23 protein-coding genes and 1 riboswitch are annotated in these 23206 nt (G+C 64.6%); of the genes, 13 read left to right on the top strand and 10 right to left on the bottom strand.

The annotated features are described in order from the left end of the window. Nucleotides 1–14 precede the first annotated feature (14 nt). From N3C64_RS00930 to N3C64_RS00915, 4 genes are all read left to right on the top strand, one after another. Nucleotides 15–809 (top strand): class II glutamine amidotransferase, encoded by a 795-nt coding sequence (locus N3C64_RS00930; protein ID WP_260010843.1) that lies wholly within the window; start codon nucleotides 15–17, stop codon nucleotides 807–809. Nucleotides 810–975: 166 nt separating this feature from the next. After that, a complete protein-coding gene (cysS, locus tag N3C64_RS00925; protein ID WP_260010841.1) occupies nucleotides 976–2364 on the top strand; it encodes a cysteine--tRNA ligase in 1389 nt (462 codons plus the stop codon). A 14-nt stretch (nucleotides 2365–2378) separates the two neighbouring features. After that, the gene (gene cimA, locus N3C64_RS00920) at nucleotides 2379–4001 is read left to right on the top strand and encodes a citramalate synthase (RefSeq protein ID WP_260010839.1); all 1623 of its coding nucleotides are present in this window, start codon (nucleotides 2379–2381) and stop codon (nucleotides 3999–4001) included. Continuing rightward, on the top strand, nucleotides 3998–4768 hold the full coding sequence (locus N3C64_RS00915; RefSeq protein ID WP_260010838.1) for a squalene/phytoene synthase family protein: 771 nt from the start codon (nucleotides 3998–4000) through the stop codon (nucleotides 4766–4768). Before cimA ends, N3C64_RS00915 begins: the two co-directional genes overlap by 4 nt. Nucleotides 4769–4771: 3 nt before the next feature. On the opposite strand, the gene thiD is transcribed toward N3C64_RS00915, so the two are convergent. Genes thiD through thiC form a run of 7 tightly spaced genes read right to left on the bottom strand, consistent with a single transcriptional unit; the run spans nucleotide 4772 to nucleotide 10736 of the window. After that, the gene (gene thiD / locus N3C64_RS00910) at nucleotides 4772–5509 is read right to left on the bottom strand and encodes a bifunctional hydroxymethylpyrimidine kinase/phosphomethylpyrimidine kinase (protein WP_260010837.1); all 738 of its coding nucleotides are present in this window, start codon (nucleotides 5507–5509) and stop codon (nucleotides 4772–4774) included. Further along, a complete protein-coding gene (locus tag N3C64_RS00905; protein ID WP_260010836.1) occupies nucleotides 5506–6468 on the bottom strand; it encodes a ThiF family adenylyltransferase in 963 nt (320 codons plus the stop codon). Before N3C64_RS00905 ends, thiD begins: the two co-directional genes overlap by 4 nt. Then, nucleotides 6465–7055, bottom strand: a complete 591-nt coding sequence (locus N3C64_RS00900; RefSeq protein ID WP_260011783.1) for a thiamine phosphate synthase — start codon at nucleotides 7053–7055, stop codon at nucleotides 6465–6467. Before N3C64_RS00900 ends, N3C64_RS00905 begins: the two co-directional genes overlap by 4 nt. Continuing rightward, nucleotides 7055–7813: a thiazole synthase gene (locus tag N3C64_RS00895; protein ID WP_260010835.1), complete on the bottom strand. Its 759-nt coding sequence runs from the start codon at nucleotides 7811–7813 to the stop codon at nucleotides 7055–7057. Before N3C64_RS00895 ends, N3C64_RS00900 begins: the two co-directional genes overlap by 1 nt. Nucleotide 7814: 1 nt before the next feature. Beyond that, on the bottom strand, nucleotides 7815–8012 hold the full coding sequence (gene thiS / locus N3C64_RS00890) for a sulfur carrier protein ThiS (RefSeq protein WP_260010834.1): 198 nt from the start codon (nucleotides 8010–8012) through the stop codon (nucleotides 7815–7817). Continuing rightward, on the bottom strand, nucleotides 8002–8949 hold the full coding sequence (thiO, locus tag N3C64_RS00885; RefSeq protein WP_311201854.1) for a glycine oxidase ThiO: 948 nt from the start codon (nucleotides 8947–8949) through the stop codon (nucleotides 8002–8004). Before thiO ends, thiS begins: the two co-directional genes overlap by 11 nt. Next, the gene (thiC, locus tag N3C64_RS00880) at nucleotides 8946–10736 is read right to left on the bottom strand and encodes a phosphomethylpyrimidine synthase ThiC (RefSeq protein WP_260010831.1); all 1791 of its coding nucleotides are present in this window, start codon (nucleotides 10734–10736) and stop codon (nucleotides 8946–8948) included. The genes thiO and thiC overlap by 4 nt, the downstream gene beginning before the upstream one ends. A gap of 302 nt (nucleotides 10737–11038) precedes the next feature. Further along, a riboswitch (cobalamin riboswitch) is annotated at nucleotides 11039–11218 on the top strand. A gap of 48 nt (nucleotides 11219–11266) precedes the next feature. On the opposite strand from thiC, the gene bluB reads away from it, so the two are divergent. From bluB to N3C64_RS00865, 3 genes are all read left to right on the top strand, one after another. Next, nucleotides 11267–11986, top strand: a complete 720-nt coding sequence (bluB, locus tag N3C64_RS00875; RefSeq protein WP_260010828.1) for a 5,6-dimethylbenzimidazole synthase — start codon at nucleotides 11267–11269, stop codon at nucleotides 11984–11986. Nucleotides 11987–12170: 184 nt separating this feature from the next. Next, nucleotides 12171–12542, top strand: a complete 372-nt coding sequence (locus N3C64_RS00870) for a phasin family protein (RefSeq protein ID WP_260010827.1) — start codon at nucleotides 12171–12173, stop codon at nucleotides 12540–12542. A 221-nt stretch (nucleotides 12543–12763) separates the two neighbouring features. Further along, nucleotides 12764–14521 (top strand): PHA/PHB synthase family protein, encoded by a 1758-nt coding sequence (locus tag N3C64_RS00865; protein ID WP_260010826.1) that lies wholly within the window; start codon nucleotides 12764–12766, stop codon nucleotides 14519–14521. A gap of 29 nt (nucleotides 14522–14550) precedes the next feature. Here N3C64_RS00865 and mnmA read toward each other — a convergent pair whose 3' ends face one another. Beyond that, nucleotides 14551–15690 (bottom strand): tRNA 2-thiouridine(34) synthase MnmA, encoded by a 1140-nt coding sequence (gene mnmA / locus N3C64_RS00860; protein WP_260010825.1) that lies wholly within the window; start codon nucleotides 15688–15690, stop codon nucleotides 14551–14553. Between the two features lie 125 nt (nucleotides 15691–15815). Here mnmA and sciP point away from each other — a divergent pair, with 125 nt between their 5' ends. The 5 genes from sciP (at nucleotide 15816) to N3C64_RS00835 (ending at nucleotide 21391) form a co-directional block, all read left to right on the top strand. Continuing rightward, nucleotides 15816–16094, top strand: a complete 279-nt coding sequence (gene sciP / locus N3C64_RS00855; RefSeq protein WP_218629117.1) for a CtrA inhibitor SciP — start codon at nucleotides 15816–15818, stop codon at nucleotides 16092–16094. A gap of 95 nt (nucleotides 16095–16189) precedes the next feature. Next, nucleotides 16190–16903: a response regulator transcription factor CtrA gene (gene ctrA / locus N3C64_RS00850; RefSeq protein WP_218629116.1), complete on the top strand. Its 714-nt coding sequence runs from the start codon at nucleotides 16190–16192 to the stop codon at nucleotides 16901–16903. A 69-nt stretch (nucleotides 16904–16972) separates the two neighbouring features. Then, a complete protein-coding gene (gene ligA / locus N3C64_RS00845) occupies nucleotides 16973–19102 on the top strand; it encodes an NAD-dependent DNA ligase LigA (RefSeq protein ID WP_260010824.1) in 2130 nt (709 codons plus the stop codon). Then, nucleotides 19099–21189: an ATP-dependent DNA helicase RecG gene (gene recG, locus N3C64_RS00840; protein WP_260010823.1), complete on the top strand. Its 2091-nt coding sequence runs from the start codon at nucleotides 19099–19101 to the stop codon at nucleotides 21187–21189. Before ligA ends, recG begins: the two co-directional genes overlap by 4 nt. Before the next feature lie 79 nt (nucleotides 21190–21268). Beyond that, complete coding sequence (locus N3C64_RS00835) at nucleotides 21269–21391, top strand: hypothetical protein (RefSeq protein WP_260010821.1); 123 nt, start codon at nucleotides 21269–21271, stop codon at nucleotides 21389–21391. Between the two features lie 131 nt (nucleotides 21392–21522). On the opposite strand, the gene N3C64_RS00830 is transcribed toward N3C64_RS00835, so the two are convergent. Beyond that, entirely contained in the window at nucleotides 21523–21951 is a 429-nt protein-coding gene (locus tag N3C64_RS00830; RefSeq protein ID WP_218629113.1) for an iron-sulfur cluster assembly scaffold protein, read from the bottom strand. A gap of 58 nt (nucleotides 21952–22009) precedes the next feature. On the opposite strand from N3C64_RS00830, the gene hisI reads away from it, so the two are divergent. Beyond that, on the top strand, nucleotides 22010–22372 hold the full coding sequence (hisI, locus tag N3C64_RS00825; protein ID WP_218629112.1) for a phosphoribosyl-AMP cyclohydrolase: 363 nt from the start codon (nucleotides 22010–22012) through the stop codon (nucleotides 22370–22372). On the opposite strand, the gene gluQRS is transcribed toward hisI, so the two are convergent. Continuing rightward, a complete protein-coding gene (gluQRS, locus tag N3C64_RS00820; RefSeq protein ID WP_260010811.1) occupies nucleotides 22369–23205 on the bottom strand; it encodes a tRNA glutamyl-Q(34) synthetase GluQRS in 837 nt (278 codons plus the stop codon). The genes hisI and gluQRS overlap by 4 nt on opposite strands. Between the last annotated feature and the right edge of the window lies 1 nt (nucleotide 23206).

The following is a 23206-nucleotide window of genomic DNA, read 5'->3' as shown; positions in this document are numbered from 1 at the left end:
GCGAGAGGCAGAGCATGTGCCGTTGGGCGGCCTATGTCGGGCAACCGATTTTTCTGGATGAAATCATCAGCAGGCCGGGCCATTCGCTGATCCATCAAAGTCATTGCGCGACCCAGTGCCACACGGCGATCAACGCGGATGGTTTTGGCGTCGCTTGGTATGGTGAACCGACGCAACCGGGCCTCTACCGCGACGTGATGCCGGCCTGGTCCGACCCGAACCTGCGCTCGCTGACGGCCACGGTGAAATCGGCGCTGTTTCTGGCGCATGTGCGTGCCTCGACCGGCACGGCGACCTCGCGCAACAACTGCCATCCGTTCGTCGTGGGGCATTGGAGCTTCATGCACAACGGCCAGATCGGCGGTTACGATGCCTTCCGCCGCGCGGCCGAGATGATGATCCCCGACAGTCTCTACGCGCAACGCAAGGGTGCGACCGACAGCGAGGCGCTGTTCCTTGTGGCCCTCGGCGAGGGGCTGGAGGCCGACCCCAAGCGCGCGCTCGAACGGGCGGCCGCGCGGTTTGAGGCGCTTGCGCGTGAACGCGGCGGGGCACCGCATATGCGGTTGACGGCGGCCTTTTCCGACGGCGTTCGGCTTTATGCCGTGCGCTACGCCAGCGACGACGCGGCGCCGACGCTCTATCACAAATGGTCTGATACGCGGCGCGGGCGCGCAGTGGTCTCGGAGCCGCTTGAAGAGGATCAGTCGGATTGGGAAGAGATCCCGCCCGGTTCCTTCTGCACCTTCGAAGGCAAATCCGTCACGATCGAGCCTTTCCGCCCCGTTGCGCGCGCCGCAGCTGCCTGAGATCGCTTGGCAAGCGCGTTTCGGCGCGCTAACAAGATGCCATGAAGAACCGTGCCACCATCATTTGCATTATTTGCCGCTGACACACGTCACGCGGGCCGTTCTTCTCATTCCAAACGAGTGTTGAACCTGCTAAGCCCGCGCCGGGAAAGACCTGCGAGGACTTATGACCGAGATCCGCCTGCACAATACGAAAACCCGTCGCAAGGAGGTGTTCGAGCCGCTCGATCCGCAGAATGTGCGGATGTATCTGTGTGGCCCCACGGTCTATGACCGCGCGCATCTGGGCAATGCGCGGCCCGTCGTGGTGTTTGACGTGCTCTACCGGCTGCTGCGGCAGGTCTACGGCGCGGATCACGTGACCTATGTGCGCAACTTCACCGACGTGGATGACAAGATCAACGCGACCGCGCTGGCACGCAAGGAAGCCGGGGCCGAGGGCACGCTCGAAGATCTGATCCGCGAGCGGACCGAAGAGACCATCGGCTGGTATCACGCCGATATGGATGCGCTTGGCGCCCTGCGTCCGAATTTCGAGCCGCGCGCGACCGACTATATCGGCGCGATGATCGCCATGATCGCGGACCTGATCGAGAAGGGGCATGCCTACGCCAAGGATGGCCATGTGCTGTTCCGCGTGCGCTCGTATCAGAATTACGGCGCGCTCTCGGGGCGGTCGGTCGATGACATGATCGCGGGCGCGCGGGTCGAGGTGGCGCCCTTCAAGGAAGACCCGATGGATTTTGTGCTCTGGAAGCCTTCGGATGACGAGCTTCCGGGCTGGGACAGCCCCTGGGGTCGTGGCCGTCCGGGCTGGCATATCGAATGCTCGGCCATGAGCTACGAGCTGCTTGGCGCGAGCTTTGACATCCATGCGGGCGGGATCGACCTGCAATTCCCGCACCATGAGAACGAGATCGCGCAAAGCTGCTGCGCCCATCCTGACGGAGGCTTTGCACGCTTTTGGCTGCACAACGAGATGTTGCAGGTCGAGGGCAAGAAGATGTCCAAGTCGCTCGGCAACTTCTTCACCGTGCGCGACCTGCTGGATCAGGGCATCCCGGGCGAGGTGATCCGCTTCGTCTTCCTCCAGACGCATTACGGCAAGCCGATGGACTGGACGGCCGAAAAGGCCGCGCAGGCGGAGGCTACGTTGCGTAGATGGCGTGGTCTCGTCGCGGGCATCGAGCCCGCGCCGAGCCCGGCTCCCTCGGTTGTCGCGGCGCTGGCTGATGACCTCAACACAGCGGGCGCCATTGCGGAGCTACATCAGATGGCCGGGGATCCGGCGCTGTTGAAAGCCTCTGCGGCCCTGCTCGGGCTTTTGGAGGATGTCATGGGCGCATGGGCCGAGGCGCCGCAGGTGGATCTGTCCGCCCATGCGGTTGCTCTGAGCAATATTCGTGCGAAAGCCATGGAAACCAAAGACTTCTCGGCGGTGGATGCGCTCAAATCGGCGCTCATGGCTGCCGGGGTCGAGGTGCGCATGTCGAAGGCCGGGGTCGAACTTTTGCCCGGCGCGGGTTTCGACGCATCGAAATTGCCGGACGTTTGAGGCGGGGGGAGCAGATGGGCAAGGAACGCCTCTATCTATACGACACGACGCTGCGCGATGGGCAGCAGACGCAGGGTGTGCAATTCTCGGTGGGCGAGAAGGTCGCGCTGGCGAATGCGCTCGACCAGATCGGGATCGACTATATCGAGGGCGGCTGGCCCGGTGCGAACCCGACCGACAGCGATTTCTTCGCCGAGCGTCCGCAGACCCGCGCGACGTTCACGGCCTTTGGGATGACCAAGCGGGCAGGGCGTTCGGCCGCGAATGACGAGGTGCTGGCGGGCGTGATGAACGCCGCGACGCCAGCGGTCTGTCTGGTCGGCAAGACGCATGACTACCATGTCACCACGGCGCTTGGCATCACGCTGGACGAGAACCTTGAGAATATCTCGGCCTCGGTCGCGCATATGGTCGCCGAGGGGCGCGAGGCGCTGTTCGACGCCGAACATTTCTTTGACGGCTACAAGGCCAATGCGCCCTATGCGCTCGATTGCGTGCTCGCGGCCTATCGGGCCGGGGCGCGGTGGGTCGTGCTGTGCGACACCAACGGCGGCGCGCTGCCCCATGAGGTCAGTGAGATCGTCCGTGCGGTGATCGATGCGGGCATCCCAGGCGACCGGCTGGGTATTCATTGCCATGACGACACCGGGCAGGCGGTGGCGGCCTCGCTGGCGGCCGTTCTGGCGGGATGCCGCCAGATCCAGGGCACGCTGAACGGGCTTGGCGAGCGCTGCGGCAACGCGAACCTGACCTCTCTGATCCCGACGCTGCTGCTCAAGGAGCCTTTCCGCAGCCAGTTCGATATCGGCGTATCGCGCGACGCTCTGCGCGGGCTGACGAAGCTGTCGCGCAAGCTTGACGATATTCTGAATCGCGTGCCACTGCGCTCGGCGCCCTATGTCGGGGCCTCGGCTTTCGCGCATAAGGCGGGGCTGCATGCCTCGGCGATCCTCAAGGACCCCTCGACCTACGAGCATGTGGACCCGGCGACGGTGGGCAACGCGCGCCTGATCCCGATGTCGAACCAGGCGGGGCAGTCGAACCTGCGCGCGCGGCTTGTGTCGATGGGGATCGAGGTGGACCCGAAAGATCCGCGCCTCGTGCAGATCCTCGATGAGATCAAGCTGCGCGAGGATCAGGGCTATGCCTATGACGGCGCGCAGGCCTCGTTCGAGCTGGTGGCGCGGCGGGCGCTTGGGCTCTTGCCGAAGTTCTTCGAAGTCGAGCGCTATCGCGTGACGGTCGAGCGGCGGCGCGATGCGCGGGGCAAGATGGCACATCTGTCCGAGGCGGTCGTCGTCGTGAACATTGGCGGCGAGCGGACGCTGAGTGTGTCGGAAGGCATAGTGGCCGATGGCACCGATGGCGGCCCGGTCAACGCGCTCTCGAAAGCTTTGGCGAAGGATCTTGGTCCTTACCAGTGCATGATCGACGACATGAAGCTGGTCGATTTCCGTGTGCGTATCACGCAGGGCGGCACCGAGGCGGTCACCCGCGTCATCATCGATAGCGAGGACGGTCAGGGGCAGCGTTGGTCCACGGTTGGCGTCTCGCCGAACATAGTCGATGCCTCGTTCGAGGCGCTGCTTGAGGCGATCATGTGGAAGCTTCTGCGCGACGGGGCGCAGCCGGTATGACCGCGCTGAGCGCCAGTTTGCGCGCGGCAGCCGAGCGCGTCGAGGCGGGCGATCCGGATCGGTTTCTTGCCACGATGGCGACCCGTACCGATCTGCGTGACCGGCTCTGGCCGCTTTATGCCGCCAACCTCGAGATTGCCCGCGCACCCTGGGCTTCGGCCGAACCGATGGTGGCGGAGATGCGCCTGCAATGGTGGGTCGATGCGCTGGAGGATCTGGCCGAGACCGGGCGCGAACCCGCGCATGAGATCGGCCCGGCCCTCGTGATGCTTCAGGGTCAGGCGGGGCTTCTGCGCGAAGTCGCAGAGGCGCGCCGGTGGGATTGCTGGCACGAGCCCTTCGAGGATGAGGCCGCTTTCGATAGCTATCTCGATGGCACGGCGGGAAATCTCTGTTGGGCTGCGGCACGTGCCTTGGGGGCGGATCCCGCTGCAGAGCCTGCGATTCGCGATTTTGCCTATGGCGCGGGCCTTGCATCTTGGTTGGTTGCGGTTCCGGCGCTGGAAGCGCGCGGGCGTTACCCGCTGGTCGATGGCCGCCCCGAAGCGATCCGCGCGCTGGCGGCCAAGGGCCTTGCCCGGCTGAATGCTGGCGAGGCGCAGGCCCAAGGCGCAGCGGCCCGCATCGCCTGCCTGCCGGGATGGCAGGCTGCGGGGCAGTTGAAGCGCGCGATCCAGAACCCCGCGCTGGTCGCGGAAGGCGCGCTTGCCGGGTCTGAGTTCGGACGTCGTGCGGGCCTTCTGTGGCGTGCGTTCCGCACCGGGTAAGGGCTAGCTTTCGGTGAAAAGGCTGTGCAACGCGGCCTTGGCCTCGGCGCAGGCGGTTTCAATCGGAGCGCCTTGGGCAAGGCGCGCGGCGATGGCACTGGCGAGATAGCAGCCGGTTCCGCGCAGTGACTTGGGAATGCGCGGCGCGGTGAAGGGCACGGGCTGCGCATCGGCTGAGAACAGAAGGTCGGTGGCCGCGATCTCCTCGGCATGGCCGCCCTTGACCAAGACATGCTGCGCTCCGTGGGCGAGCAGCTTGCGCGCGCTGGCCTCGATCGTCCCGGTTTCGGGGCCAAGATGAGCCGCGATCACCGCAAGCTCGGGCAGGTTCGGAGTCAGCAGCAGGACGCGCGGTAAGAAGGCGATCATCGCGGAAAGCCCGGCGTAGTCGAGAAGTGCACCGCCCGAGCTGGTCGCCAGCACCGGATCGAGGATGATGGGCAGATCCGGCAGTTCTTCGGCCACGGCCGCGACGATGCTTGCCGTGCCGAGCATCCCGATCTTAACCGCGCCGATGGGTCCGCAGACAAGTGCCGCGCGGATCTGTGCTGCGACCATTTCCGGCGCCATGGGTTGACTCGCGAGCAATCCGCGATCGGTTTGGGCGGTCACCGCGGTGACGGCGACCCGAGCGTGGCAGCCTGCCTGCTCTAGCGCCTGAGCATCGCGCAGCAAACCCGCGCCGCCACTGGAATCCATCCCGCCGATCAGCAACACGCTTTTTGACCGCTGACCGCTCATGGACCGACCGCCAGCAACGCGATGCTCCGGTGGCCCATGTCGGTAAGTTTGCGCGCCGCGCGCATTGCGCGCAGGCCCGAGCGACAGCACAGCACCAGCCGTTGCTCGGCGGGCGCTGAAAGGGCGCTTAGTTCGGCGGGGGCGACGCGCCGTGCGGACGGGTGGGCGGGCTCGGCCGCCTCGGCCTCGGGGCGCAGGTCGATGACCAGATCGGCAGGGTCGATCTGTGTCGGCGAAATGAAAGGATAGCGGGTGGCAGGCTCGGGCGCGCCATCGAAACGCATCGCCGAAATGCGCCAGTTCGCAAGGTCCAGATGGAGCAACTGGCCGATGGGCGAGGGCTGGTGCCCGATCAGGACCGACAGTGTCATTTGCGCCTGAAGTGCCGCAATGGCCGCCACAACCGGCCCCATGACGCCGGTCTCATTGCAGCTGGCCATATGCTCCGGAACGTCGGGGAAGACGGCGCGATAGCTCGGCCCGCCGCCACAGAACGCGCCCACATAGCCCTGCCGCGCCAGCACCGCAGCGGAAACCAGCGGGATCCCACGTGGGTGGCAGTAATCCGAGAGCATGTAGCTGACGGCGAAACTGTCGGCTGCATCGATGATCAGGTCGGCGCCCTCAAGCACGGTGGCCATGTTCGACGGCACAAGGCGCATAACCTGCCCCTCGGCGCGGATGCCGGGGTTGAGGGCGACGACCTCGCGCGCGGCGCAGAGGGCTTTCGGCTGGCCGATGTCGGTCATCCGGTAAAGCGTCTGGCGGTGCAGGTTGCTTTCTTCTACGTGGTCGGGGTCGAGGATAGTGAGTTGCCCAACACCTGCGCCGGCCAGCGCGGGGATAACGCCGCAGCCTAGGCCCCCGGCGCCGATGATGGCGACGTGGGCGCGGGCAAGGCGGGCCTGTCCTTCGGGGCCGATCTCGGGCAGGGCGGTTTGGCGCAGGTAGCGGCTCATCTTGTGGCCTCGATCCAAGTGCGGGTGCGGGCGACGGGGTCGGCGGCCTGTTGAATGTCGGTCACGACGGCGGCACAGTCGGCGCCTGCCGCGAAGACCTCGGGCAGGCGTTCAGGTGTCAGCCCGCCGATGGCGACCAGCGGCACCGAGCCTGCGCGGTCTTTCCAGGCGCGGATCCGGGCATGGCCCTGCGGTGCCCATTTCATCTGCTTGAGCAGCGTCGGAAAGATCGGGCCAAGCGCGACATAGGCCGGATCGCAGGCAAGGGCGCGCTCAAGTTCTGCTTCATCATGGGTTGATAGGCCAAAGCGAACCCCTGCGCGGCGCAGCGCCCCAAGATCGGCCGCGTCGAGGTCTTCCTGCCCAAGGTGGACGAAGTCGATGCCCAGATCGAAAGCCAGTTCCCAGTAATCGTTCAGGATCAACTGCGCCCCATGGGCCGCGCAAACGGCCTGTGCGCGCAGCGCCTCGGCGCGCAACAGGTCCGGCGGCAGGTCCTTGGTGCGCAACTGCACCAGCTTTACGCCAAGGGGGACAAGGCGTTCGAGCCGTTCGGCCGTGCCAGAGATCAAGTAGAACCGGTCCATCATGCCAATGCCGCCATGCCAAAGATTGGGGTGGAGGCCGAGGCCATATCGCGCCGGGGCATCAGCCCCGCGCGATGCGCCGCCAGCCCTGCCTCGACTGCCTGCCCGAAGGCGCGCGCCATGCCGACCGGGTCCAGTGCCTTGGCAACGGCGGTGTTCAGAAGCACCGCGTCGAAGCCCATCTCCATCGCTTGCGCGGCTTGCGAGGGCGCGCCGATACCCGCGTCGATGACGAGGGGAATGTCGGGGAAATGGGCGCGCATCGAGCGCAGCCCATCGATATTGCGCAGGCCTTGGCCCGAGCCGATGGGCGCCCCCCAAGGCATCAGAACGCGGCAACCGGCCTCGATCAGCTTTTCTCCGAGGATCAGGTCTTCGGTGGTGTAGGGGAAGACCTCGAAGCCCTCGGCGCACAGCACCCGCGCGGCCTCGAGCAGCGCGAAAGGGTCGGGCTGAAGTGTGTCGGCGTGGCCGATGACCTCAAGCTTGATCCAGTTGGTGCCGAAGACCTCGCGCGCCATGTGGGCGGTGGTGATCGCCTCGCGCGCGGTGTGGCATCCGGCGGTGTTGGGCAGCACCCGGCAGCCGGTCGCGGCGATCAGATCGCGGAAGCCGCCGCCGCCCGACCCCTCGCGGCGCAGGCTGACGGTGATGATCTCGGTGCCCGAGGCGCGGATCGCTTCAGCCAGGATCGCGGGCGAGGGGTATTGCGCCGTCCCGAGAAAGAGGCGCGAGGATAGTTCCGTTCCGTAGAACATCTCAGCCTCCCTGCATGGGGGCGAGGATCTCGATCCGCGCGCCGGGGGTAAGGGGGTGGGCGTCGCGCAGGGTGCGCGGCACGAATGTGCCATCAACGGCGGTCGCGACGCAGGGGGCCTCGAAGCCCAACTCATCGAGCAGCGCAGAGAGGGTTTCGGCCTGAACCTCGTGCGGCGTGCCGTTCACATCAACTTGCATGGCGGTGCTCCTGAAACAGGGTTTGGGCCAGTTCCTCGGCCAGTGCGGGGGCGGTGAGGAAGCCGTGGCGGTAGAGGCCGTTCACATGGCTACGCTCCCCTCGGTGCAGCACACGCGGCACATTGTCGGGCAGCGAGGGGCGCAGGCCCGCCCCCATCTCGACGATGGCGGCCTCGGCAAAGGCGGGGTGCAGGGCGTAAGCGGCGGACAGCAACTCCATCGCCGCGCGGGAGGTGACGGGGCGGTCGTCGTCGCTCTCCACCATCGTCGCGCCGATCATGAAGCGGTTTTCGCCGCGCGGGACGATGTAGCAGGGGAAGCGCGGATGCAGCAGTCGAACGGGGCGCGAGAGGGTGATCTCGGGTGTTTCGACCAGCAGCATCTCGCCACGCACGGCGCGCAGCTCGGGCAAGTGGTCGCGGCTGGTAAGGCCGCGACAGTCGATGATCTGGCCGCGCGGGGCGGCGCAGGTGCCAAAGTGCAACTCGGCCCCAAGGGCGATCAGCCTATCACGCAGCGCGCGGGTGGCCGCGCGCGGGTCGAGATGCGCCTCTTCGGCATAGTAGAGGCCGCGCGCGAAGCGGCCTTGAAGGTCGGGCTCGATGACGCCGGGATCGACCCATGCATGCCCGCGGGTCGCACGGGCAAAGCGGTCCAATTCGGCCGTGTCGCGGGCCGGGGCGACGACGAGCGTGCCATTTTGCAGCACGCCCGGTACGCGCTCGGCCCACCAGCGCACCGCGTCGCGGCCCATGAAGAAGACCTCTTCGGGTGCGGCCTCGGCCTCGCAATAAGGCGCGAGCATCCCGCCCGCATACCAGGATGCGCCGGTGGGGTCGGGGGAGGGGTCGATCACCTCGACCCGTGCGCCCCGTTCGGCAAGGGCTGTGGCGGCGCACAGCCCCGCCACGCCCGCCCCAAGGACGGAGAAGATCATTGCGCCTTCTCCGCCGGGAGATAAAGCGCGCCGCCCTCACGGAATTTCTCCGCCATCTGGGCCATGCCTTCCTGCTTCTGCGCCTCGACCCGGATGTCGTGCGAGATCCGCATCGAGCAGAACTTGGGCCCGCACATCGAGCAGAAATGCGCGAGCTTGTGGGCCTCTTTCGGCATGGTCTCGTCGTGGAATTCACGCGCGGTGTCGGGGTCGAGCGAGAGGTTGAACTGATCCTCCCAACGGAACTCGAACCGCGCGCGCGACAGCGCGTCATCGCGCAGTTGCGCGCCGGGGTGCCCCTTGGCGAGGTCGGCGGCATGGGCAGCCAGCTTGTAGGTGATGACCCCGGTTTTCACGTCGTCCCGGTCGGGCAGGCCGAGGTGTTCCTTGGGCGTCACGTAGCACAGCATCGCCGTGCCGAACCAGCCGATCATCGCCGCACCGATGGCCGAGGTGATATGGTCGTAACCCGGCGCGATATCGGTCGTCAGCGGCCCGAGCGTGTAGAACGGCGCTTCATGGCAATGGGCCAGTTGCTTGTCCATATTGGCCTTGATCTTGTGCATCGCGACGTGGCCGGGACCCTCGATCATGACCTGGCAATCCTTGGCCCAGGCGATCTTGGTCAGCTCTCCCAGGGTCTCAAGCTCGGCAAATTGCGCCTGGTCGTTGGCGTCGGCAATCGAGCCGGGGCGCAGCCCGTCACCGAGCGAGAAGGAGACATCATAGGCCCGCATGATGTCGCAGATCTCGTCGAAATGCTCGTAGAGGAAGCTTTCGCGGTGATGATGCAGGCACCACTTGGCCATGATCGAGCCGCCGCGCGAGACGATGCCGGTCACGCGCTTGACCGTCATCGGGATCATGTGCAGGCGCACGCCCGCGTGGATGGTGAAATAATCCACGCCCTGCTCGGCCTGCTCGATCAGCGTGTCGCGGAAAATCTCCCAGGTCAGGTCTTCGGCCACGCCGCCGACCTTCTCAAGCGCCTGGTAAAGCGGCACGGTCCCGATCGGCACGGGGGCGTTGCGGATGATCCATTCGCGGATGTTGTGGATGTTGCGGCCCGTCGAAAGGTCCATCACCGTGTCGGCGCCCCAGCGAATTGCCCAGACCATCTTCTCGACCTCCTCCTCCATCGAGGAGGTCACGGCCGAGTTGCCGATATTGGCGTTGATCTTCACCAGGAAGTTGCGGCCGATGATCATCGGCTCCAGCTCGGGGTGGTTGATGTTGGCGGGGATGATGGCGCGGCCTGCCGCGATTTCCTGACGCACGAATTCGGGCGTCACGAGGTCGGGGATCGCGGCGCCGAAGTCCTCGCCGTCGCGGGCCTCGGCCCAGGCTTCGGTGCGACCGAGGTTCTCGCGGATGGCGACATATTCCATCTCGGGGGTGATGATGCCGGCTTTCGCATAGGCCATCTGCGTCACGGCGCGGCTGCCGGTGGCGCGGAAGGGGCGGCGCAGCTTCGGGAATTCCGGCACGAGGCGGTCGCCCTCGGCAAAGCCGTTATCGGCCGAGGTGACAGCGCGTCCCTCGTATTCCTCGATGTCACCGCGTGCGCGCAGCCAGTCTCCGCGCGTTCCGGCAAGGCCCTGGCGGATGTCGGTGCTGGCCGCCGGGTCGGTGTAAGGGCCCGAACTGTCATAGACGCTGACCGGCGTCTCGTTCGAAACGTGGATCGAGCGCATCGGCACCGCGATCTGGTGCAACTGGCCGGGGATGAAAACCTTGCACGACGCGGGCAGGGCACCGGTGGTGATCCGGGGGGTGGGCTTGTTCATAGTTGGTCTCCTCTTGCGATGAGACCCAAGCAACACGTGAGGCAAGAAGGGGCCGCTGGCCCCAAGCGAAAGGGCCGCTACGGCCCGAAAGGACCGCCCCAGTCATATGTCGGGAGGGCGCCCTTCGGTCTTCCTACGCCAGTATCAACTGGGTCAGGTTCAAAGGGTCGCTTCACCGGGGTTTCCCCCTGTCAGCCTCTCAGTCCCCTAGGCGGGACTCCCCTGACGTGGGGCGGAAGATGACGCAGGGGCGGGGGCACTGTCAATGGGAGTTGTGCGGCTTGCGGCGGCGGGCGTGTTTGGCTAGCTTGCGCGGGTCTGGTGCCCGGCTGCGGTCGGGATAATCGGGAACGCGGTGCAACTCCGCGACGTGCCCAACGCTGTAAGGTGGATGGTGCAGCTGGAGCCACTGGCCAAGGCCGGGAAGGCGCTGCACCGCGCGAAGCCGAAGTCAGAAGACCGGCCGGACAGGATAGGCCCCCTCGCGCGGACGGCGGGGGCGGCCATGGTTGCCAGACAGGGGATGTGTCATGCCGCAATCCGTTCACCTCGTGCCCGCGGGGCCTTTTTCAGACGCCGAGCGCGATGCGGTCTATCGTGCGATTCACACGCGGCGCGATGTGCGCAGCCAGTTCCAACCCGACCCGATCGCGCCCGAGGTGCTGGAGCGCCTCTTGTTGGCAGCGCATCACGCGCCCTCGGTGGGCTTCATGCAGCCCTGGAACTTTCTGCTGCTGAGCGATCCCGCGACCAAGGCGCGGGTTAAACAGGCTTTTTCGCGCGCCAATGACGAGGCCGCCGCGATGTTCGGCGATGCGCGCAAGGCGCTTTATTCGGCGATCAAGCTGGAGGGGATTACCGATGCCCCGGTAAACCTGTGTATCACCTGCGACCGCGAGCGGGGTGGGCCGGTCGTGCTGGGGCGGACTCACAACCGCGACACGGATCTGTATTCGACGGTCTGCGCGGTGCAGAACCTCTGGCTTGCCGCCCGCGCCGAGGGCATTGGCGTTGGCTGGGTCAGCATCTTCAATGACGCCGACCTGCGCGAGATCCTCGGGCTGCCCGAGCATGTGGTGCCGGTGGCCTATCTGTGCCTCGGGCATGTGCGCGAACTGCATTCGGAACCTGAGTTGCAGCAACGCGGATGGGCGCAGCGGATGCCGTTGGAAGAGCTGATCTTTCACAATGCTTGGGGTCAGCGCGAGAGCGGGGAATCGTCCGACTTACGCGAAATCCCGTCGCTCTGATCTGCGCTTTATGCTGCGTCTGCAAAATGCCCGAAAAATGTTCTAAAAAGAGATCTGCGGCTAATAATTTAACGTGACTTTTACAATGCGCGTTAATCTTGGCAGGTATTGCGGCAGATCAATTTCTGCGTGTGCGAAGAATGATAGACTCCTTGAGCTTGGCTGAGACTGAAGGAGGACAGACATGGCAAGTAAGAAACAGAACCCGTTCGGCGTGATGGCCGGTTGTATGCCGACCCCGTCGGTTGATATGTCGATGTTCCTGCGCCCGCAGGCCCGGATGGCCGAGGCGCTGCTCAAGCAGAACATCGAGACGCTCGACTTCCTGAAAACCCGTTTCGAGCGGGACCGCAGCATGCTGGCCGACCTGGCCGATGCGAAGGATCCGAACGAAGCGATGGCGCTCTGGACGACCTTCTGGCAACGGATGCTGAGCGATTATTCGACCGAAACGAACAAGCTTGCCGCGTCGGTGACGGAAATCGCCGAGCAAGCGGTGCGTACCGCGACCGAGGAAGGCAACGCCATCATTTCGGCGACGGGCAAGAAAGACTGACGAAGGACGGGCGGATGGGCCGCCCGCCGTAACTAGGTTGAGAGATGACGACATCTGCTCCGAAGGCGCGCCGGTCGCGCGTCAAGGCTGAGGCGGCCGTGGAATCGGCCGCCCAAGCTATCTCTGGGACTGTGGTTGCCGAAAGGCCCGAAGCGCTTGCGCCCAAGGCAGACAAGGCAGAGCCTATCCCGAATCTTCCGGCTCGGCTGGCCGAGGTCCTGTTGACCGACACGCCCGAAAAGCTGGCCGCTGAAGAGGCATTCGTCAGACTCGACCGTTTGGTCCATGCGCAGTTCGGCAAGCTCGGAGCGAGCATCTCGCCGATCTCGCTGGCGCTCGCCTGGGGCGATTGGGCGGCGCATCTGGCAATCAGCCCCGGCAAGCGGGCTGAGTTGGTCTGGAAATCGGCGCGCAAGGCGCAGCGTCTGGCGGCCGAGATCCTGTGTCAGGCGGCCGGTGGCAACGGCGAGGTCTGCGTTGAGCCGCTCAAGCAAGACCGCCGATTCGCCGGGCCCGAATGGCTGAAGTTTCCCTTCTCGCTCTATTCCCAAAGCTTCCTGCTGACGCAGCAGTGGTGGCATAACGCCACCTCCGAAGTGCACGGGGTGGAGGAGAGGCACGAGAAAGTGGTCGAGTTCTACGGGCGCCAGTTCCTCGATATGTTCTCGCCTTCGAACTTCCTGCTGACCAACCCGCATCTGATCCAGCGCACCGTCGAGGAGGGCGGCCGCAATCTGACGCGCGGTGCACAGTTCTTCTACGAAGACATGATGAAACGGATGACCGGTCAGCCTGAGGATCCGCCGGAGTTCACGCCGGGTCATGAGGTTGCGATAACGCCGGGCAAGGTCGTTTTCCGCAACCGCCTGATCGAGCTTATCCAATACGCTCCGACGACGCCCACGGTGCATTCGGTGCCGTTGCTGATCGTCCCGGCCTGGATCATGAAATACTACATCCTCGATCTGACGCCGCCCCAGTCGATGATCAAGTGGCTGGTCGATCAGGGTTTTTCGGTGTTCTGCATCAGCTGGAAAAACCCCGACGAGGAAGACCGCGAGCTTGGCTTCGATGACTACCGCGAGCTTGGCGTGATGGCCGCGATCGACGCGATCAGCGCGATCACCGGGGCCGAGAAAGTGCACGGTCTGGGCTATTGTCTCGGTGGGACGCTTCTCTCGGTGACCGCCGCTGCAATGGCGCGCGACGGGGATGAGCGGCTTGCCTCGATGACTATGCTGGCCGCGCAGGTTGATTTCACCGAAGCCGGTGAGCTTTCGCTTTTCACCAATGAAAGCCAGCTGTCGCTGCTGGAAGACATGATGTGGGAAGAGGGCTATCTGGACAAGGAGGCGATGGCGGGCACCTTCTCGATGCTCAAGTCGCAGGACCTCGTCTGGTCGAAGATGGTGCGCGAATACATGCTGGGTGAGCGCGAGGCGCCCTCGGCACTTGGTGCCTGGAGTCATGACGCGACGCGGATGCCCTACAAGATGCATTCGGAGTATCTGCGTAAGCTGTTCCTCAACAACGATCTGGCGGATGGCCGGATGACCGCGGGGGAAGGCCACATCTACCTTCAGGACATCAAGGCGCCGGTCTTCGCCGTCGCGACCGAGCACGACCACATCGCGCCGTGGAACTCGGTCTTCAAGCTGACGTACCTGATGCATGGCGATGTGACCTTCGCACTGGTCTCGGGCGGGCATAACACGGGCATCGTGGCGCCGCCCGGCAGCGCGCGCGCCAAGCATCGGATCATGACGCATGTGCCTGGCCACAACCATCCCGCGCCGGAGGACTGGGCCAAGAGCGTGCCGAAAGTGCAGGGCTCGTGGTGGGAGCCCTGGGCCGATTGGCTGCGCGTGACCGGGGGTGCCGTTGCCGGCCCGGACCAGGCGCCGCCGCCTATGGGCAATGCGGATGCGGGCTACAAGCCGCTGCAAAACGCGCCCGGCCGCTACGTGCTGAAACAATAAGAAAGGGCGCCGAAAGGCGCCCTTTTCATCTACCGTCCGCGCCAGATCCAACCGCCGCCATAGATCCGCGTTCCGCCGGTTTCGTAGAAAACGCAGGCCTGTCCGGGGCTTACGCCTTCTTCCGGGTTTAGCAACTCAACCTCGGCCTCGGTCGCGCTGATCGGGCGGACAATGGCCTCACGCGGCGGGCGGGTTGAGCGGACCTTGACGCTCAGATGCCATTCAGGGCGGGCGGTGAAGGGCTCATCCCCAAGCCAGTTGATCTCGCGCACCGGGATGATCCGGGTCGAGAGCGCCTCTTTCGGGCCGACGATCACGCGCCGCGTGTCGGGGTCCAGCCGGACGACGTAAAGCGGATCGCCAAGCCCGCCGATGCCAAGACCACGGCGCTGACCGATCGTGTAATGGATGACACCCTTGTGCTGGCCGAGGACATTGCCCTCCATATCGACGATCTCGCCGGGGTCCGCCGCACCGGGGCGGAGCTTCTCGATGACCGAGGCATAGTTTCCGTTCGGCACAAAGCAGATGTCCTGGCTGTCGGGCTTGTCGGCCACCGGCAGGCCATATTTCGCCGCCAGTGCCCGCGTCTCGGCCTTCGAGGCCAGATGCCCAAGCGGAAAGCGTAGGTAGGAGAGTTGCTCGGGCGTGGTCGAGAACAGGAAATAGCTCTGGTCGCGGTTCGGATCGGCTGCGCTGTGCAACTCGGGGCCATGCGGGCCCATCTTGCGCTGGATGTAATGCCCGGTCGCCATGCAGTCAGCGTCGAGATCCTTGGCGGTTTCCAGCAGGTCCTTGAACTTCACCCGCTCATTGCAGCGAATGCAGGGCACCGGCGTCGCGCCCGCCAGATAGGCGTCGGCGAACTCGTCGATCACGGCCTCGCGGAACGTGTTCTCGTAGTCGAGCACGTAATGCGGAAATCCCATCGTCTCGGCCACGCGGCGCGCGTCGTGGATATCCTGACCCGCGCAGCAGGCGCCCTTCTTGGCGAGCGCCGCGCCGTGGTCATACAGCTGCAAGGTCACGCCCACGACATCATAGCCTTCCTCGGCCAGTTGCGCGGCCACGACCGAGCTATCGACGCCGCCAGACATGGCGACGACAACGCGGGTTTCGGCCGGGGGCTTGGGCAGTCCCAGCGAATTGAGGGGCAGATCCTTGCTCATGAAAGGGGTCCTTTGATCAGACCCGCAGGAATATAGGAAAATGCGAACTAGTCTCAACCCCGCGTTTCACCCGTCGTTAAGGCGAAGCGGTCATTTTCAGGCCAGGAAAGCGGAAGGGGGAGCAGATGTATCTCAAGAAAGTGGATGGGCCGCGTTCGGTGACCTTGCCCGATGGCTCGATTCTGACGCGGGCGGATCTGCCGCCGCCCGATACGACGCGATGGGTTGCCAGTCGCAAAGCGACGCTGGTGCAGGCCGTGACGCATGGGCTGATTCCGCGCGCCGAGGCGCTGGATCGCTACGATTTGTCGGAAGAAGAGCTGGATCTGTGGATCGAGGGGGTGTCGAAACACGGGGTGGACGGGTTGAAAGTGACCGCGATCCAAAAATGGAAACAACTTTAGGTTGCAATCATTAAGAATATTGCCAGACTAACTGGGTGTTAACCAATCGGTGCAAGCCTCGAACATTATCGGGGATTTAATACGGAGAACCCAGGATGCGCATTTTGTTGGTCGAGGATGATCCTACAACCTCGCGTAGTATCGAGTTGATGCTGACCCATGCCAATCTAAACGTCTACTGCACCGACCTGGGTGAAGAAGGGATCGATCTGGCGAAGCTCTATGATTACGACCTGATCCTGCTCGATCTCAATCTGCCCGACATGAACGGGCATGAGGTGTTGCGCCAGCTGCGTTTGGCCCGCGTGGATACGCCAATCCTGATCCTGAGCGGGGCGGATGACACCGACAGCAAGATCAAGGGTTTTGGCTTCGGCGCCGACGATTACATGACCAAGCCGTTCCATCGCGAAGAACTGATCGCGCGAATCCATGCGATCATTCGCCGCTCCAAGGGCCATTCGCAGTCAATCATCCGCACGGGCAAGATCGCGGTGAACCTTGACGCGAAGACGGTCGAGGGGGAGGGCAAGCCCGTCCACCTGACCGGCAAGGAATATCAGATGTTGGAGCTGCTCAGCCTGCGTAAGGGCACGACTCTGACCAAGGAGATGTTTCTCAACCATCTCTACGGCGGCATGGATGAGCCGGAACTGAAGATCATCGATGTGTTCATCTGCAAGCTGCGCAAGAAACTGGCTGAGGTGACGGGTGGCGAGAACTACATCGAGACGGTCTGGGGCCGCGGCTACGTGCTGCGCGATCCGGCGCCGGCGATCATGGCTCAGCGATTGGCTGTGGGCGCCTGAGATACGCTCACCCTCTGGACGCTCCTCCCGGCTGACCCTAAACCATTAGGGTGGCCGAGGGGGAAGAGGATGACCGTGACGGACAAGATTGCAGTTGGTGCGCTGACCCGTGCCGAGGCAGAGGCCGAACTGCCGGGGCTGATTGCCGCAATCGACGCGGCGAATTCCGCCTATCATACGCACGATGCGCCCGAGATTTCTGACGCCGAATATGATGCGCTCAAGCGGCGTTTGACCGAGATTGAGGCCCGTTTCCCGGATCTGGCGCGCCCTGACAGCCCGACCCTTCAAGTGGGCGCGCCTGTCGCCGAGGGCTTCGGCAAGGTCGCGCATGAGGTTCGGATGCTGAGCCTCGAAAACGGCTTTTCCGATGAAGACGTGCTCGACTTTGATGCCCGCGTGAAATCCTACCTTGGCATCGCCGAGGCAGAGGTGCTGGCTTACACGGCAGAGCCCAAGATCGACGGTCTGTCGCTGTCGCTGCGCTATGAAGGTGGGCGGCTGGTGCAGGCAGCGACGCGCGGCGATGGTGAGGTCGGCGAGAACGTCACCGAGAATGCGCGCACGATCACCGATATCCCGCAACTCTTGCCCGGTGCGCCCGATGTGCTTGAGGTGCGCGGCGAGGTCTACATGAGCCACGCCGATTTCGCGGCGCTCAACGCCCGGCAGGCCGAGCGGGGCGATAAGCCGTTCGCCAACCCGCGCAACGCCGCCGCCGGATCCCTACGCCAGCTTGACGCGCGGATCACGGCCGCGCGGCCGCTGCGGTTCTTTGCCTATGCCTGGGGTGCCTTGTCCGAACCGCTGGCGTTGACGCAGATCGACGCGATTGCACGCCTGAAGGCATTGGGTTTTCAGACCAACCCGCTGACCGAGCTTTGCAACGGGCCGCAGGACATGCTGGCGCATTACCGTGGGATCGAGGCGCAGCGGGCCAGCTTGGGCTATGATATCGACGGGGTGGTCTACAAGGTGAACGATTTGGGCCTGCAACGCCGGCTCGGGTTCCGCTCGACCACGCCGCGTTGGGCCATTGCGCATAAATTCCCCGCCGAGCTGGCCTGGACCCGGCTTGAGAAGATCGAGATTCAGGTCGGGCGCACGGGCGCGCTCAGCCCGGTTGCGCGGCTCAGCCCCGTGACTGTGGGCGGCGTTGTTGTCTCGAACGCGACCCTGCATAATGAGGACTACATCGCCGGGCGTGACTCGAAGGGGCAAGAGATCCGCGGCGGCAAGGATATCCGCGAGGGGGACTGGGTACAGGTTTACCGCGCGGGCGACGTGATCCCCAAGGTCGCCGATGTGGACCTGTCGCGCCGCCCGGCGGATGCGGTGCCCTATGTCTTCCCGCAGCACTGTCCGGAATGCGGATCCGACGCGATCCGGGAAGAGGGCGATGCGGTGCGCCGCTGCACCGGCGGCATGATTTGCCCGGCGCAAGCCGTGGAAAAACTGAAACATTTCGTCTCGCGTTCTGCGTTCGACATCGAGGGCCTGGGGGCAAAGCAGGTTGAGGCGTTCTACGAAGACGATTGGATCCGCGAACCCGCCGATATCTTCCAACTGAAACGCAACTATGGCCCGAACAGCCTGCGTCAGCTGCGCAAGCGCGAGGGGTGGGGTGAGAAATCCGCCGACAAGCTCTTTGCCGCGATCGACGAGCGGCGGCGCATCCCGCTGGCCCGTCTGATTTTCGCGCTTGGCGTTCGCCATGTCGGCGAAACCAGCGCCGCGCTGCTGGCCAATCACTACGGAAGCTGGGCCGAGTTCGAGGCCGCGATGACCGGCGCGCAGATCGGCGAGGGAGCCGAGTGGGATGAGTTGATGTCCATCGACGGGGTCGGCACGACGCTTGCAACCTCAGTCGTCAGCAGCTTCCATCAGGAGGCTGAGCGCGCCCTGATCGACCGTCTGATCACCGAACTGACGGTAGAGGATGCGGTGCGCCACGATACCTCGGGCAGCCCGATTGCGGGGCAGACTGTTGTCTTTACCGGGACGCTCGAACGCATGACCCGCGCCGAGGCCAAGGCGCGGGCCGAGCAGATGGGCGCCAAGGTCGCAGGCTCGGTATCGGCCAAGACCGATCTGCTGGTGGCGGGGCCGGGGGCGGGCTCAAAGGCCAAGAAAGCGGCCGAACTGGGCATCAAGGTGATCGATGAAGACGAATGGCTGACGCTGGCGGGGGCCTCATGACCGGACGCCCGCCGATCCTTTTTCCGCTGTTCGCGGAGATCGAGACGCTGCCGGGTGTGGGCTCGAAAACCGCGCAGCTACTTGCCCAAACCGGGATCGCGCGTCCGCGCGACATGGCCTTCACGCTACCCCATTCGGTGATTGACCGCCGTCCGGTCGAGACGATCCGCGGTGTCGCGGCCCCCTGCGTCGTTAGTGTCGTCGCCGAGGTTGGGACGCATATCCCATCGCGCCGGAAGGGCGGGCCGACGCGGATTTTGATGCGCGACAAGGCCGCCGAATTCCAGCTGGTGTTCTTCCATGCGCGCGGCGATTACCTGCAAAAGCAACTGCCGCCGGGCGAAAAGCGGCTGATCTCGGGCAAGCTTGAGGTTTTCGACGGGGTCGCGCAGGTCGTTCACCCGGATTACATCCTGCCGCCCGATGCCGTAGGCGAGCTGCCGCGGTTTGAGCCTGTCTATCCTTTGACCGCAGGGGTTACGCAAAAGGTGATGGCGAAGGCGGCGGCGGGGGCGCTTGCGCGGCTGCCTGATCTTGCCGAATGGATCGACCCCTCGCTCTTGGCGCGCGAGGGCTGGCCTGCGTGGAACGCAGCCCTGCACGCAGCCCATGCGCCTCAGGCGCTCGCCGACACAGCGCAAGCTGCCCCCGCGCGGCAGCGCCTGGCCTATGATGAATTCTTCGCGCACCAACTGACGCTGGCGCTGGCGCGGCGCCAGCAACGCCGTTTGCGCGGGCGCGAGACCAAGGGAACCGGTGCGCTGTCAGGCAAGGTTCTGCGCGCGCTGCCCTATGAGATGACCGACGCGCAAAGCCGTGCGGTGGAGGAGATCACTGCCGACATGGCGGGCCCGCGCCGGATGAACCGGCTGCTTCAGGGCGATGTGGGTTCGGGCAAAACGCTGGTGGCCTTTCTGGCGCTTCTTGCGGCGGTCGAGGCGGGCGGGCAGGGCGTGATGATGGCCCCGACCGAGATCCTTGCGCGCCAGCATCTCGATGGGCTTGCGCCGCTTGCGGCCTCGGCGGGCGTGCGGGTCGAGATCCTGACCGGGCGCGACAAGGGCGCCGAGCGCGTCGCGAAGCTGACGGATCTGGCCGAGGGGCGCATTCACATTCTGGTCGGAACCCATTCGGTCTTCCAGAAAGACGTCGAATTCAACGATCTGCGGCTTGTCGTGATAGATGAGCAGCATCGCTTTGGCGTTTCGCAGCGCATGGAGTTGGGTGCCAAGGGTGAGGCTGCCGACGTTCTGGTGATGACCGCGACGCCAATTCCGCGCTCGCTCGCGCTGGCGCAATATGGCGACATGGATGTGAGCGTGCTGGACGAGAAGCCGTCGGGGCGCAAACCGGTCAAGACCGCGCTGATGTCGACCGCGCGGCTCGATGAGGTGGTTGCGCATCTGCGCCGCGCGGTGGCCGAGGGGCGCCAGTGCTACTGGGTGTGCCCGCTGGTCGAGGAAAGCGAGCGCGTCGATCTGACCTCGGCCGAGGATCGTTTCCGCTTCCTTCGCGCGGCCTTGGGCGAGGGCGTCGTGGGCCTTGTCCACGGGCAGATGGCGGTGGCCGACAAGGATGCCGCGATGGCCGATTTCACGTCGGGGCGGACGCGTGTTCTGGTGGCCACGACCGTGATCGAGGTGGGGGTGAATGTGCCCAATGCCTCGATCATGGTGATTGAGCGCGCCGAAAGCTTTGGCCTCGCGCAGCTGCACCAGTTGCGCGGGCGCGTCGGGCGCGGGTCGGCCGAATCCACCTGCCTGATGCTGTATCAGGCCCCGCTGAGCGACTCGGGCGAGCGGCGATTGCAGATCCTGCGCGAAAGCGAGGATGGTTTCCGCATCGCCGAGGAAGACCTCGCCATGCGTGGCGCTGGCGATGTGATCGGCACCGCGCAATCGGGTGTGCCGCGCTTCCGCATTGCCGATCTTGAACGGCAGGCGGGCCTGATGGCCGTTGCCCAAAGCGATGCGCGTAACCTGTTGACCCAGGACCCCGAGCTGCAGACCGCGCGCGGGCAGGCGGCGCGGGTGCTGCTCTGGCTGATGGAACAGGACCGCGCAATTCGCCTTATCGACGTTGGTTGACCGGATGTTCTTAAAAAGTTCTTTACTTCGCGCCGAAAAAATGAGAACAAAATAGCAACACCGGAGAAGGAGGTTCCGAATGCGCCGCGAAGTTCAAGCAATTCTCAAACGTCATTCGAACGGCCTTCTGCATGATGCACTGGGCGCGATGTCGCTTTGCATCACGTTCCTTGGCGTTCTCTTCATTCCGGGTCTGTTCTGAGGCCCAATCGCTACTGCCTCGCGCTTTTCGCTGCCGCCCTGTCCCCAAACACGCGGCCTGCCTGTCGATACGGGCAATTTCGCCCGGAAAGCGCTTCCTCGCGCCGCCATCCCCGGATGGCGGCGTTTTTTTTAGCCTGCGTTCAGCGCGTCGAGCGTTGCCTGCGGAGCAAGCAGGATCGACGCGTGGCGATTGGAGTAATCGCGCGCCGCAAGCAGAACTTCGTAATCGGCGAAGGGGGCGGAGGGCACCGGGCCACCCTTGAGCATCGCTGCCAACTCATCGCGCAGGCGCTCAACCTCGGCCGGCGAGCGCCCGATGACATTGGCACCAAAGATCGAGGCCGAGGCCTGCCCAAGTGCGCAGGCGTGAACCTGCTGGCTGTATCCGGTGATGCGGGTGCCGTCGAAAGTCAGCTCCACCGTGACCGTCGAGCCGCAAAGCGGCGCGCGGCGGTTGGCCTTGTGGGTGGGCGCGGGCAGGGGTTCGGTATGCGGGATATCCGCCGCCAGCGCGAGGATGCGCGACGAATAGAGTTTGAACAGGTCGGTATCGCTCATGGCTTTCCCCCGCAGGCGTCCCGCGATAGATAGTGCCTTACGCCCAAGGAGAAAAGTCATGACCTTCGATCCCAGCACGCTCAAATACGACGCGAACGGCCTGATCCCCGCGATCGCGCAGGATCACAAGACGGGTGAGGTTCTGATGATGGCCTGGATGAACGCCGAAAGCCTTTCGCGCACGCTCGAGACTGGACAGGTCACCTACTGGTCGCGCTCCCGCCAGAGCTTCTGGGCGAAGGGTGAAAGCTCGGGGCATGTGCAGAAACTGGTCGAGTTGCGCGTCGATTGCGATCGCGACTGCCTGTTGATGCTTGTGGATCAGATCGGTCCGGCCTGTCACACCAACCGCCGCAGCTGTTTCTACACGGCGGTGCGGAGTGGCGAAGAGGTCGAGATCCTCGTGCCGATGGCGGATTAAAGCCCGACGAGGCGACGGATATCGGCGGGTGTAGCCCCTTCGGCGCGGTATTTCGCGATCGCACGGGCGTCATCGCGTTTTGCAAGGCGCTTGCCGTTCTTGTCTCGAATAAGATTGTGATGACAATAGGTTGGCGTTGAAAGCTTCAGTAATTTCTGAAGCGTGACGTGGATCTGAGTGGCGTCAAACAGATCCTCGCCGCGCACGACATGCGTGATGCCCTGCGCCGCGTCGTCTAGCACTACCGACAGGTGGTAAGAGGTTCCCATATCGCGCCGGGCAAGGACGATATCGCCGACGTTCTGGATCATCTGTTCGGGCGTGATGCTGTGCGTACCGCAGTGTGCCTCGCCAATCTCATCGAATGAACAATGGGCTGCCGCGCGATCCATATAAAGCCGCAGCACTGCGTCGGGCAGAGGCTCTCCCGCCGTACGCGCGCCGGACTCGCGGCAGGTGCCGGGATAGATGAGGCCATCTGGCCCAAGGCTGACGCCTTCCTGCGGGGCGGAGGTTGCCGCTTCGATATCGCGGCGGGTGCAGGTGCAGCGATAGAGAAGATCACTTTCCCAAAGCTTCGCAAGCGTTTGGCGGTAGATATTCAGGCGATCTGACTGACGCATGACGGGTTCTTTCCATGTCAGGCCAAGCCAGGCGAGGTCATCGTAGATTTGCGCCTCCCATTCCGGGCGGGAGCGTTGCCGGTCGATATCCTCAATACGCAGCAGAAAGCGTCCGCTCGCCGCGCGCGCCATATCATGCGCCAGGATCGCGCTATAGGCATGGCCAAGGTGGAGCGGCCCGGTGGGCGATGGCGCGAACCGGGTGATCATC

The sequence above is a fragment of the Sedimentimonas flavescens genome (assembly GCF_025154035.1).
In the GTDB taxonomy this organism is placed as follows: Bacteria; Pseudomonadota; Alphaproteobacteria; order Rhodobacterales; family Rhodobacteraceae; genus Rhodobacter; species Rhodobacter flavescens.
This window is presented reverse-complemented; position numbering and strand designations above follow the sequence as displayed.

Bases quoted from the DNA above. Each gene is read 5' to 3' on its own strand.
- N3C64_RS00930 (WP_260010843.1), top strand. From the start codon at position 15: ATGTGCCGTTGGGCGGCCTATGTCGGGCAACCGATTTTTCTGGATGAA.
- cysS (WP_260010841.1), top strand. From the start codon at position 976: ATGACCGAGATCCGCCTGCACAATACGAAAACCCGTCGCAAGGAGGTG.
- cimA (WP_260010839.1), top strand. From the start codon at position 2,379: ATGGGCAAGGAACGCCTCTATCTATACGACACGACGCTGCGCGATGGG.
- N3C64_RS00915 (WP_260010838.1), top strand. From the start codon at position 3,998: ATGACCGCGCTGAGCGCCAGTTTGCGCGCGGCAGCCGAGCGCGTCGAG.
- thiD (WP_260010837.1), bottom strand. From the start codon at position 5,509: ATGAGCGGTCAGCGGTCAAAAAGCGTGTTGCTGATCGGCGGGATGGAT.
- N3C64_RS00905 (WP_260010836.1), bottom strand. From the start codon at position 6,468: ATGAGCCGCTACCTGCGCCAAACCGCCCTGCCCGAGATCGGCCCCGAA.
- N3C64_RS00900 (WP_260011783.1), bottom strand. From the start codon at position 7,055: ATGGACCGGTTCTACTTGATCTCTGGCACGGCCGAACGGCTCGAACGC.
- N3C64_RS00895 (WP_260010835.1), bottom strand. From the start codon at position 7,813: ATGTTCTACGGAACGGAACTATCCTCGCGCCTCTTTCTCGGGACGGCG.
- thiS (WP_260010834.1), bottom strand. From the start codon at position 8,012: ATGCAAGTTGATGTGAACGGCACGCCGCACGAGGTTCAGGCCGAAACC.
- thiO (WP_311201854.1), bottom strand. From the start codon at position 8,949: ATGATCTTCTCCGTCCTTGGGGCGGGCGTGGCGGGGCTGTGCGCCGCC.
- thiC (WP_260010831.1), bottom strand. From the start codon at position 10,736: ATGAACAAGCCCACCCCCCGGATCACCACCGGTGCCCTGCCCGCGTCG.
- bluB (WP_260010828.1), top strand. From the start codon at position 11,267: ATGCCGCAATCCGTTCACCTCGTGCCCGCGGGGCCTTTTTCAGACGCC.
- N3C64_RS00870 (WP_260010827.1), top strand. From the start codon at position 12,171: ATGGCAAGTAAGAAACAGAACCCGTTCGGCGTGATGGCCGGTTGTATG.
- mnmA (WP_260010825.1), bottom strand. From the start codon at position 15,690: ATGAGCAAGGATCTGCCCCTCAATTCGCTGGGACTGCCCAAGCCCCCG.
- sciP (WP_218629117.1), top strand. From the start codon at position 15,816: ATGTATCTCAAGAAAGTGGATGGGCCGCGTTCGGTGACCTTGCCCGAT.
- ctrA (WP_218629116.1), top strand. From the start codon at position 16,190: ATGCGCATTTTGTTGGTCGAGGATGATCCTACAACCTCGCGTAGTATC.
- ligA (WP_260010824.1), top strand. From the start codon at position 16,973: ATGACCGTGACGGACAAGATTGCAGTTGGTGCGCTGACCCGTGCCGAG.
- recG (WP_260010823.1), top strand. From the start codon at position 19,099: ATGACCGGACGCCCGCCGATCCTTTTTCCGCTGTTCGCGGAGATCGAG.
- N3C64_RS00835 (WP_260010821.1), top strand. From the start codon at position 21,269: ATGCGCCGCGAAGTTCAAGCAATTCTCAAACGTCATTCGAACGGCCTT.
- N3C64_RS00830 (WP_218629113.1), bottom strand. From the start codon at position 21,951: ATGAGCGATACCGACCTGTTCAAACTCTATTCGTCGCGCATCCTCGCG.
- hisI (WP_218629112.1), top strand. From the start codon at position 22,010: ATGACCTTCGATCCCAGCACGCTCAAATACGACGCGAACGGCCTGATC.
- gluQRS (WP_260010811.1), bottom strand. From the start codon at position 23,205: ATGATCACCCGGTTCGCGCCATCGCCCACCGGGCCGCTCCACCTTGGC.